General features: G+C 72.4%; 10 protein-coding genes. 4 read left to right on the top strand and 6 right to left on the bottom strand.

Translation table 11 applies throughout. The annotated features are described in order from the left end of the window. Positions 1 to 181: 181 nt before the first annotated feature. The 3 genes from CCR87_RS08930 to CCR87_RS08920 are packed head-to-tail and all read right to left on the bottom strand — an operon-like array spanning position 182 to position 2,664. Positions 182 to 1,114 (bottom strand): transporter associated domain-containing protein, encoded by a 933-nt coding sequence (locus CCR87_RS08930; protein WP_201157180.1) that lies wholly within the window; start codon positions 1,112 to 1,114, stop codon positions 182 to 184. 25 nt (positions 1,115 to 1,139) lie between these two features. After that, positions 1,140 to 1,679, bottom strand: coding sequence for an rRNA maturation RNase YbeY (ybeY, locus tag CCR87_RS08925; RefSeq protein WP_338048901.1), 540 nt, complete (start codon positions 1,677 to 1,679; stop codon positions 1,140 to 1,142). After that, entirely contained in the window at positions 1,660 to 2,664 is a 1,005-nt protein-coding gene (locus CCR87_RS08920) for a PhoH family protein (RefSeq protein WP_242511933.1), read from the bottom strand. The genes ybeY and CCR87_RS08920 overlap by 20 nt, the downstream gene beginning before the upstream one ends. A gap of 172 nt (positions 2,665 to 2,836) precedes the next feature. Between CCR87_RS08920 and trpC the strand changes: the two genes are divergently transcribed. From trpC to lexA, 4 genes are all read left to right on the top strand, one after another. After that, positions 2,837 to 3,628 carry an indole-3-glycerol phosphate synthase TrpC gene (gene trpC / locus CCR87_RS08915; protein ID WP_201157178.1) on the top strand — a complete coding sequence of 264 codons (792 nt, stop codon included), beginning with the start codon at positions 2,837 to 2,839 and terminating at the stop codon, positions 3,626 to 3,628. After that, on the top strand, positions 3,625 to 4,128 hold the full coding sequence (gene moaC / locus CCR87_RS08910; protein ID WP_201157177.1) for a cyclic pyranopterin monophosphate synthase MoaC: 504 nt from the start codon (positions 3,625 to 3,627) through the stop codon (positions 4,126 to 4,128). The genes trpC and moaC overlap by 4 nt, the downstream gene beginning before the upstream one ends. After that, positions 4,125 to 5,303, top strand: coding sequence for a molybdopterin molybdotransferase MoeA (locus CCR87_RS08905; RefSeq protein WP_201157176.1), 1,179 nt, complete (start codon positions 4,125 to 4,127; stop codon positions 5,301 to 5,303). The genes moaC and CCR87_RS08905 overlap by 4 nt, the downstream gene beginning before the upstream one ends. Before the next feature lie 62 nt (positions 5,304 to 5,365). After that, a complete protein-coding gene (gene lexA / locus CCR87_RS08900) occupies positions 5,366 to 6,091 on the top strand; it encodes a transcriptional repressor LexA (RefSeq protein WP_201157175.1) in 726 nt (241 codons plus the stop codon). Between the two features lie 98 nt (positions 6,092 to 6,189). On the opposite strand, the gene CCR87_RS08895 is transcribed toward lexA, so the two are convergent. From CCR87_RS08895 to CCR87_RS08885, 3 genes are all read right to left on the bottom strand, one after another. Further along, on the bottom strand, positions 6,190 to 7,998 hold the full coding sequence (locus tag CCR87_RS08895) for a peptidoglycan -binding protein (protein WP_201157174.1): 1,809 nt from the start codon (positions 7,996 to 7,998) through the stop codon (positions 6,190 to 6,192). Between the two features lie 3 nt (positions 7,999 to 8,001). Continuing rightward, on the bottom strand, positions 8,002 to 9,201 hold the full coding sequence (locus CCR87_RS08890) for a biopolymer transporter ExbB (RefSeq protein ID WP_201157173.1): 1,200 nt from the start codon (positions 9,199 to 9,201) through the stop codon (positions 8,002 to 8,004). A gap of 76 nt (positions 9,202 to 9,277) precedes the next feature. Then, positions 9,278 to 9,817, bottom strand: coding sequence for a gamma-glutamylcyclotransferase (locus CCR87_RS08885; RefSeq protein ID WP_420850159.1), 540 nt, complete (start codon positions 9,815 to 9,817; stop codon positions 9,278 to 9,280). Positions 9,818 to 9,924: the final 107 nt, after the last annotated feature.

Here is a 9,924-nt window from a genome sequence, read left to right as displayed (position 1 = left end):
GGCCACCCGGCAGCCGGGCGGCCCCGGTCCGCGCCCGCCGGGCGCGGGGGCGCGCGATGGCCGTTCGGCGGTGCGTCCGTCCGGCCACCGGCGCGGCCGAGGCGTGCAGCCCGGCGGCCTGCCGTCGGGGCGGTCACCGGCCGGGGGCGGCACCGCCCCGTCCGATGGGGCCGGGGTCGGGTCATCCGCGGGGGCTGTGCGGTGATGTCAGGCGCAGCCGCACACGGTTGAGGCGGCGCGGGTCGGCATCCACGATCTCGAACTCCACGCCGTCGGGGTGCACGATGACCTCGCCGCGCGCGGGCACGCGGCCTGCCAGCATCGCCACCAGCCCGCCCAGGGTATCGACCTCGGCGCGGGCGTCGTCCTCGACCAGAACCACGCCGATCTCGGCCTCGACCTCCTCCAGCGGGGTGCGGGCCTGCATCAGCCAGACGCCTTCGTCCTCGCGCAGCCAGGGGCGCTCGTCGTCGGTGTCGTGCTCGTCCTCGATCTCGCCCACGACCTGCTCGATCAGGTCCTCGATCGTCACCAGCCCGTCCACGCCGCCGTATTCGTCGATCACCAGCGCCATGTGCGTGCGCTCGGCCTGCATGCGCTGCATCAGCTTGGCCGCGGGCATCGACGGCGGGGCATAGATCAGCGGCCGCAGCAGCGGGCGCAGGTCGAAGTCGTGATGCCCGTTGAAGCCGTAGCGCAGCGCAAGATCCTTGAGCAGCAAGAGCCCCAGCGGTCGGTCCAGCGTCTCGTCATACACCGGAACGCGGGAAAAACCGCTTTCGCGGAAGCTCGCGATCAGGTCGGCGCGGCTGATGTCCACCGGCACCGCGACGATCTCGGCCTTCGGGACGGCCACGTCCTCCAGCCGCAACCGGCGCAGCCGCGCCAGCCCCAGCGCAAGGATCTGCGCGTCCTCGCGGCGGTCGATCTCGCCCTCGTCGGGGGTGGCGAAGGCGCCGATCAGACGGCCCAGAAGGCCGCGCTGCGCGCTGTCGTCCCTGTCATGTGTCTGGGTCTGGCCGGGCCTGTCCCGGCTGCCGTTGTCGTCGATGCTGTCGGTCTGCGGGTTCGGCGCGCTCCGCGCCGCCCTAGATCCGCCGTCCGTATCGCCCATGGCTCCTGTCCGCTTGCCTGGCCTCTCAGGCGATTCGCTCGCCGGCCACATCTCCATATGGGTCAGGCAGACCCAGTTGCGCAAGTATCGCGACCTCCAGCGATTCCATCACCGCGGCCTGTGTGTCCTCCGCGTGATCATACCCCAGAAGATGCAATGTTGCATGAACGACCAGATGCGTCAGGTGATCCGCCAGCGGGCGCCCGGCGGCCCGCGCCTCGGCCGCGCAGGTGTCCCAGGCCAGCGCGATGTCGCCCAGCGGTTCGGGGTCATCGGCGGGGCCGGGGACGGGGGTGTCGGGGGCCTCGGGCGCGCCCATGTCCCGGGCGGGCCATGACAGCACGTTGGTCGGCGCGGGCTTGTCGCGGAACTCGGCGTTCAGCTCGGCGATCCGCGCGTCCGATCCCGCCATCAGCGCAACCTCGAACCCCGCGGGCGCCAGGCCCAGATGCCGCAGCGTCGCGCGCACGGCGGTCTCGGCCAGCGTCTCCAGCGCGACCGCCTCCCAGCGCGCGTCCTCGACGATCACATCGACCACGGCGGGCTCAGCGGGTGCTGTCGTCACGCTCGTAGGCCTCGATGATGCGGGCGACCAGCGGGTGGCGGACCACGTCCTGCGCGGTGAAATAGGAAAACGACACGCCCTTGATGCCCGCGATGATGCGCTCGGCCTCCGCCAGTCCCGAGGGCACGCCGCGCGGCAGGTCGACCTGGCTGCGGTCCCCGGTGATGACCATGCGCGAGCCTTCGCCCAGCCGGGTCAGGAACATCTTCATCTGCATCGCGGTGGCGTTCTGCGCCTCGTCCAGAACGACAAACGCGCGGCTGAGCGTGCGGCCCCGCATGAAGGCCAGCGGCGCGATCTCGATGCGGCGCTCCTCCATCAGCTTGGCCAGCATCTTGCCCGGCAGGAAATCCCCCAGCGCGTCATAGAGCGGCTGCATGTAGGGATCGACCTTCTCCTTCATGTCGCCGGGCAGGAAGCCCAGCCGCTCGCCGGCCTCCACCGCGGGGCGCGACAGCACGATCTTGTCCACCAGCCCTTCGGAGAACATGGCCACCCCGGCGGCCACGGCGATATAGGTCTTGCCGGTGCCGGCGGGGCCGATGCCGAAGGCCATCTCGTGGGCAAACAGCGCCTCGACATAGGCGCGCTGCGCGGCGGTGCGGGGTTCGACCGTCTTCTTGCGGGTGCGAATCTCCATCCGGCCGGACTGGAACATCTCCAGCTGCTGGCTGGGGACGGGGCCGCCACCGGCCAGCCGCAGCGCCGCATCGATGTCGCCGGGCTCCAGCGCGCGGCCCTGTTCGGCGCGGGCATAGAGCGCCTCCAGAACGCCGGTGGCCTGTGCCCGGGCGATGGCGTCGCCCACCAGTTCGATCACATTGCCCCGGCGCAGCATCTGCAAGCCGAGGGCGTGCTCGATCTGCGCCAGATTGCGGTCGAATTCGCCGCACAGGTCGATCAGGAGACGGTTGTCGGAGAACTCCAGCCGGGATTCGCCGGTGCTGTCCGGTGGGGGCGGGGGGGGCGGCACGCTCAGGCCCAATCAAGGCTCCTTGCCAGAGGGGTTGACCCTGATGGTGCCAAGCCTGCGCCCCGGGCGCAAGCGCGCGCATGCGCCGCGCGACGATCCATCGCCCGATCGCGCGCATTTCCGCCGCCGCTTTCCAAGCGCGGGGCGGCGCGTTACACCGTCCAAAAGGCTGCAAGGACCCCCCATGGCCGATATTCTGGACCGCATCCGCGACTACAAGCTGCGCGAGATCGCCGAGGCGCGCGCCGCCCGCCCGCTTGCCGGGGTGGAGGACGCCGCCCGTGCCGTCCCGCCCGTGCGCCCCTTCGCGGCGGCGCTGGGGTCCGCGCGCGGCCCGGCCCTGATCGCCGAGATCAAGAAGGCGAGCCCCTCCAAGGGGCTGATCCGCGCCGATTTCGACCCCGCCGCGCTGGCGCGCGCCTATGCCGACGGGGGCGCGGCCTGCCTGTCGGTGCTGACCGACGCGCCGTCCTTTCAGGGCGCTCCGGAGTATCTGGGGCAGGCGCGGGCGGCGTGCGACCTGCCGGTGCTGCGCAAGGATTTCCTCTATGACACCTATCAGGTGGCCGAGGCACGGGCCTGGGGGGCGGACTGCATCCTGATCATCATGGCGGCCGTGGATGACGCGCTGGCCGCCGAGCTTGCGGACGCCGCGCGCCACTGGGGCATGGACGCGCTGATCGAGGTGCACGACGCCGAGGAGCTGGAGCGCGGCCTGCGGCTGGACGCGCCGATGATCGGGATCAACAACCGTAATCTCAAGACGTTCCACGTCACACTTGATGTGACGCGCGAGCTGGCGCCCCGGGTGCCCGCCGACCGGCTGGTGGTGGCCGAGAGCGGGTTGTTCACCCCCGCCGATCTGGCCGATCTGGCGGGATACGGGGCGCGCGCCTTCCTGATCGGCGAAAGCCTGATGCGGCAGGACGACGTGACCGCCGCCACCCGCACGATCCTCGGGGCTGCGGCGGCATGACCCGGCTGTCGCATTTCGACGCGGCCGGGCACGCGCACATGGTCGATGTGTCGGACAAGCCCGCCACCCGGCGCGTGGCGGTGGCGGAGGGTTGCGTGATCATGAGCCCCGCCACGCTCGCGCTGGTGACCGAGGGGCGCGCCGACAAGGGCGACGTGGCCGGCATCGCGCGGCTGGCGGGCATCATGGGCGCCAAGCGGACCGCCGACCTGATCCCGCTGTGTCACCCCCTGCCGCTGTCCAGGGTCGCGCTGGAGATCACGCCCGATCCCGCGCTGCCGGGGCTGCGCCTGACCGCCACCGTTGCCACCACCGGCCCAACCGGCGTGGAGATGGAGGCGCTGACCGCCGTCTCGGTCGCCGCGCTGACGGTCTACGACATGCTCAAGGCCGCGCAGAAGGACATGGCGATCACCGGCATCCGCCTGCTGCGCAAGGAGGGCGGACGCTCCGGCCTGTTCGAGGCCTCCGCATCCCCCCCCACGGACCCCACCCCATGATCCCGGTCGAGGAAGCCCTGGCCCGCGTGCTCGCCCTTGCGATGCCGCTCCCGGCCGAGGATGTGCCGCTGGCCGAGGCGGCGGGCCGCGTGATGCTGGGCAGCGCCATTGCCGCGCGGGCACAGCCGCCCTTCGCCGCCTCCGCCATGGACGGCTATGCCATGGCCGCCACCGATGCCCGCCCCGGTGCGCGGCTGCGGGTCGTGGGCACGGCGCAGGCCGGCGCGCGGTTCGCCGCCGCCGTGGCGCCGGGCGTGGCGGTGCGCATCTTCACCGGCGCGCCGATGCCCCAGGGCACCGACCACGTCGTCATACAGGAGGATGTGGAGGTCTCGGGCGACACTATCACCCTGCGCGCGGTGGGCAACACCAACGTCCGGCCCATGGGCGCCGATTTCGCCGCCGGTGCCCGGCTGGACGGGCCGCGCCGCCTGCGCCCGGCCGATCTGGCGCTGCTGGCGGCGATGAACGTACCCCATGTCCGCGCCGCCCGCCGTCCCGAGGTCGCCTTCATCGCCACCGGCGACGAGCTGGTGATGCCCGGCGCCACGCCGGGTCCCGACCAGATCGTCGCCTCGAACCTCTTTGCCCTCAGGGCCATGGCCGAGGCGGAGGGGGCGCGCACCCGCCTGCTGCCGATCGCGCGGGATACGCTCGACAGCCTCGATACCGTGCTGGAGCTGGCGGAGGGGGCGGATGTGGTCGTCACCATCGGCGGCGCCTCGGTGGGCGATCACGATCTGGTGGCGCAGGCCGTCCGCGCGCGTGGTTTCGCGCCCGCATTCTGGAAGATCGCGATGCGGCCGGGCAAGCCGCTGATGGCCGGCCGGCTGAACGAGGCGCTGATGCTGGGGCTGCCGGGCAATCCGGTCTCGGCCATCGTGTGCGGGCATCTGTTCCTGTTGCCGGCGCTGCGCGCGTTGCAGGGGCTGCGGGATGTGGCGCCGCGTCCGGTGGCCGCGCGTCTGGGCCGGGCGGTGGCGGAAAACGGCCCGCGCGCGCATTACATGCGCGCCCGGCTGGTGCCCGGCGACCCGCTTCCGGTGGCCACCCCGTTCGACAGCCAGGACAGCGCGCTGCTGGGCCTTCTGGCCGAGGCCGGGGCGCTGCTGATCCGCCCGCCCCACGCCCCCGCCCTGGCGGAGGGGGCCGAGGTCGCCTGCCTGCCGCTGTGATCGCGCTTGACGCTCGGGTGGAACAGGAGTAGAACGAACCCCGTGATTTGACGGGGATATCCATGCTGACGCGCAAGCAGATCGACCTTCTCCGCTTCATCAATGACCGCTTGCAACGCGATGGTGTGCCCCCGTCCTTCGACGAGATGAAGGAGGCGCTGGAGCTGCGCTCCAAATCCGGAATTCACCGCCTTATCACGGCGCTGGAGGAACGCGGTTTCATACGCCGTCTCGCGCACCGCGCCCGAGCGATTGAAATCCTGCGCCTGCCCGATGCGCTCCAGACCGCCGCGGCGCCTGCCACCGCCGCTGTCGGCGCGCGGGCGGGCTTTGCGCCCCGGCTGGTCGAAGGTGCGGGCCGGCCCGCGGGGCCGCGGGGCAGCATCCCGGTGGTCGAGGCCACGTCACACAGCCTGCCGGTGATGGGCCGCATCGCCGCCGGCACCCCGATCGAGGCGATCAGCGAGGTCAGCCACCATATCTCCGTCCCGGGAAGCATGCTCACCGCCCAGGCCGAGCATTTCGCGCTGGAGGTGCGGGGCGACTCGATGATCGACGCGGGCATCAACGACGGTGACATCGTGGTGATCCGCGCCCAGTCCACCGCCGAGACCGGCGACATCGTCGTGGCCCTGGTCGAGGACAGCGAGGCCACGCTCAAGCGCTTCCGCCGCCGTGGTGGCATGATCGCGCTGGAGGCCGCCAACCCCGCCTATGAAACCCGGCTGTTGCGCGACGATCAGGTCCGCATCCAGGGGCGGCTCGTCGGGCTGATCCGCAGCTACTGACCCTGCGCTGATCCTGCTTCGGCGCCGGTTCGCCGCGCATCGGGCGGATCGGGCGCGTGGTCTTGCCTGCCGGGACGCGTCGGCGACAGGCGTCGGGATCAGCGCTCCGTCAGCTTCAGCTCGATCCGGCGATTGCGGGCGCGGCCCTCGGCGGTGGTGTTGCTGGCCACGGGGCGGTATTCGCCAAATCCGGTGGCGGCCAGCCGGTCGGGGGGGAACCCCAGCGCGTCGATCATGTGGCGGACCACCGACAGCGCGCGCGCCTGGCTCAGCTCCCAGTTGTCGGCGAATCCGGACCCGGGCCCCAGCGGCAGGGCGTCGGTGTGCCCGTCCACCCGCAGGATCCAGTCGATGCCCTCGGGAATGTCCTGCGCGACGCCACGCAGCAGGGTCACGACGCCCGCAACCTGCGCCTCGCCCTCGGGCGACAGCTCCGCGCGGGCGGGCGCGAACAACACCTCCGAGGAGAACACGAAGCGGTCGCCCACAACCTCCACCCCCTCGCGGCCCGCGAGCACCTCCAGCAGACGGCCAAAGAACTCCGAGGCATAGGCCTCCAGTCGTTGCGCCTCATCTTCCAGGCGGCGGCGCTCGGCCTCCTCCAGCCGACGGGCGTCGGCCTCGGCATCGGCGCGGGCGCGTTCCTCGGCCGCGACCCGGGCCAGCGCCGCGTTGAGGCGGCTGCCCAGTACCTCGATCTCGATCTCGCGCTCCGTGTCGCGGGCCTCCGAGGTCGCCAGCAGATCCTGAAGCCCGCCGACGCGTGCGCGCAGCTCGGCCACCTGCTGGTTCAGCAGCGCCATGCGCCGCTGCGCCTCGGTGGAGCGGGTCTCCTCGCCGGCCAGCGCGGCCTCGGCGGCGGCGAGCAGGCCGGCGCGGCGCTCGGCTTCGCTCAACGCGCGCTCGGTCTCGGCCTCGGCGGTGCGGCGCGCGGCTTCGGCGCCGGCCAGCAGGGTCAGCGTTTCCTCGGCGCGGCGGCGCTGCTCCTCCAGCGCAAGCTGCATCGCGGTCAGCTCCGCGTCGGCATCACCCAGGCGTGCCCGCAGGGTTTCGGCGGCGGCGGCATCGGCCAGGCGCGCGGCTTCGGCCGCCGACAGGGTGTCCTCGACATCTGCAAGGCGCGCGCGCAGGGCCTGCGCCGCGGCGCGCTCGGCCAGCTCCGCCGCCTCGGCCTCCGACAGGGCCTCCGCCAGCGTCCCGGCGCGGGCGACGGCCTCGGCGCGGGCCTCGGTCTCGGCCTCCAGCGCGGCGAGGGTGTCGGACAGGGTGGCCGCGCGGGCGGTGGCCTCGTCGCGGGCCTCGGCCAGCGCGGCTTCGACCGCCTCGGCCCGTGCGGCGGCCAGCCGTGCGGCCTCGGCCTCGGCGTCGATTTCGTCGCGTGCACGCGCCAGCGCCAGTTGCAGCGCGTCGGCCTGCGAGATCAGGGTCTCGCGCGCCGCCTCCAGCTCCGCGACCTCGGCCGTCAGCGCGGTGCCCTCGGCGCGCGCCGCGTCCCGCTCGGTCAGAAGGGTTGCCACCTGCTCCTCGAAGCGGGCGATTCGGCCGCGGGCGGTGGTCAGTGCGACATCGCGCTGGCCCAGCTGTGCCGTCAGTCCGGTGATCGCGGCCTCCTGCTCGGCCATGCGCGCGTCGGCCGCGTCCAGGTCCGCCGTCAGCCCTGCCACCGTGTCCGCCAGCCGGTCGCCCCGCTCCTCCGACAGGCCCAGCGACTGCGACAGGCTGAGGACCTGGCTGGCCAGCGCGTCCAGCTCCGTGTCCTGGTCGGTGATGCGTTCGCGCAGCACGAACTGCACGATCATGAAGATCGACAGCACGAAGAACAGCACCAGCAGCAGCGCCGTCATCGCATCGACGAAGCCCGGCCAGATCGAAGCGCTGACGCGATGGTTTCCGCGGCGCAGCGCCATCCCCTAGCTGCCCTTGCGCCCCGGCAGCGGCGCCAGCCCCGCGCCGGGACGGCCCACCTGGCGCACCGCCGCCGTCAGATGCGCGATGTCGCTGCGCAGGTCGCTGAGGGTTTCCTCGCGGCCCGCCGCCATTTCCTCCAGGATGCGCAGCAGATGCACGTCGATGGAGCGCAGGCGCATCCGCGCCTCGGCGTCGGCGCCGTCGTCGGCGCCAAATCCGCCCTGCGCCTCCACAAGGCCCGCCAGGCGTTCCTGCCCCTCGGCCACGCGGATGAGCGCGGCGGTCATCTCGGCGCCGCCACCGGCGGCCAGGCGCTCGACCGCCTCGGCCATCCGCGCAAGGCCCGCGTCGGCCTGCTGGCGGTCGGTGGCCATGCGGGCCTGCATCTCCTGCAACGCCTCGATCTGCTCGGCCATCTGCTCGAACATCGCCACCAGCGCGCCCTGATCGGTGGCCCCATCCCCGTCGCCGGCCGCGACGCCGAGGCGGGTGATCGAGGACACCCACTCCTCCAGCTGGCGATAGAATCGGTTCTGGCCATGGCCCGCGAACAGCTCCAGCAGCCCCACCACCAGCGACCCCGCCAGCCCCAGCAACGAGGTGGAGAACGCCGTGCCCATGCCGCCCAGCTGTGCCTCCAGGCCCGTCATCAGCCGGTCGAACACCGCGATGGAGCTTTCGCCCTCGGTCGGCGCGAGCGAGCGGATCGTCTCCACCACCGCCGGGACGGTGATCGCAAGGCCGTAAAAGGTGCCCAGAAGTCCGAGGAAAACCAGAAGGTTGATGATGTAACGCGTGATGTCGCGGTCTTCGTCGATGCGGGCGGCGACGGAATCGAGGATGGAGCGCGCCGACGTCGCGGTCACCCGGCTGCGCGCCCCGCGCGGCCCCAGCAGCGTGGCCAGCGGCGCCAGCAGGCGCGGCGCGGTGCGGTCCTCGGCCGTGTCGCGGGCGGTGAACTCCTCGATCCAGGCGACCGAGCGCGAGATCTGGAACACCTGCCAGAAGCACGCGAGGATCCCGATGGCGAACACCACCAGGATAAAGCCGTTGAGCCACGGGTTGGCCAGGAACAACGACCCCACCCGCGGCAGCGCCACCCACCCGCCGGCCGCCACCAGCACCAGCACCGTCAGCATCAGCGTGATCTGGCGCAGCGGGTGGGAAAACTGTGGCTGGGGCGCGCGATGCGGGCGCTTCATGGGGTGTTCCCTGTCCTGGTGGGCGCACCATACGCAGCCTCCTGCGCACTGCCAACCACCCAAGGCGCGGCGCGTCTCAGACGGTGCCGTCCTGCCCGCAGATGCGGCGCACCCGGGCCGCGAGCCACGACAGCTCCGCGTCCTCGATCCCCAACTCGGCCAGATGCGCGGCGGTGTTCCACAGATACTCGCGGTTGGGCCCCCGCCCGCCGGTGGCGCGGGCGATGATCGCGGCCTGATCCTCCAGCGCCAGCCCGCCGCAGTACTGCACATGGTCGGGATCGATGACATAGGTGACCGCCGTCACCTCCGGCCCGTCCCACAGCCGTACCCGCTGCCGTGTCTCGACATAGGCCGAGGACACCAGCTCCCGCGCCCGCAGATACCCCAGCGTGTCGTCCTCCGCCCCCGGGCGCACCGCAAGGGCCACCCCCGCGCAGGAGGCCTCGGGCGCCGCATCCAGTGCCAGCACCAGTCCGGGGTCGTCGGGCGTGCCCCGGTGGTGGACCGAGCGCATGCAGAACGAGCGGTGGAACCCCGACAGCCGGGCCAGCCGCGTCTCGGCCACCGGAAACCCCGGGTCCCAGATCAACGAGCCGTAGCCGAACACCCACATCTGCGTCATGCCGCCTTGTCCTTTGCCCCGTACCGCCCCATCACCTCGCCCATGGGGATGCCCCGCATGGACGGGCCGGGCAAGGGGGGATGGCCAGGGTGGGCAGG

Source organism: Rhodobaculum claviforme (assembly GCF_016653255.1).
Taxonomy (GTDB): Bacteria; Pseudomonadota; Alphaproteobacteria; order Rhodobacterales; family Rhodobacteraceae; genus Rhodobaculum; species Rhodobaculum claviforme.
Note: the sequence above shows the minus strand (reverse complement) of the source record. Positions and strands in the feature narration are given on the sequence as shown.

Excerpts from the sequence above, each read along its gene's own strand:
- CCR87_RS08895 (WP_201157174.1), bottom strand. The coding sequence starts at position 7,998 with ATGGCGCTGCGCCGCGGAAACCATCGCGTCAGCGCTTCGATCTGGCCG.
- CCR87_RS08890 (WP_201157173.1), bottom strand. The coding sequence starts at position 9,201 with ATGAAGCGCCCGCATCGCGCGCCCCAGCCACAGTTTTCCCACCCGCTG.
- trpC (WP_201157178.1), top strand. The coding sequence starts at position 2,837 with ATGGCCGATATTCTGGACCGCATCCGCGACTACAAGCTGCGCGAGATC.
- lexA (WP_201157175.1), top strand. The coding sequence starts at position 5,366 with ATGCTGACGCGCAAGCAGATCGACCTTCTCCGCTTCATCAATGACCGC.
- CCR87_RS08930 (WP_201157180.1), bottom strand. The coding sequence starts at position 1,114 with ATGGGCGATACGGACGGCGGATCTAGGGCGGCGCGGAGCGCGCCGAAC.
- CCR87_RS08905 (WP_201157176.1), top strand. The coding sequence starts at position 4,125 with ATGATCCCGGTCGAGGAAGCCCTGGCCCGCGTGCTCGCCCTTGCGATG.
- moaC (WP_201157177.1), top strand. The coding sequence starts at position 3,625 with ATGACCCGGCTGTCGCATTTCGACGCGGCCGGGCACGCGCACATGGTC.
- CCR87_RS08885 (WP_420850159.1), bottom strand. The coding sequence starts at position 9,817 with ATGTGGGTGTTCGGCTACGGCTCGTTGATCTGGGACCCGGGGTTTCCG.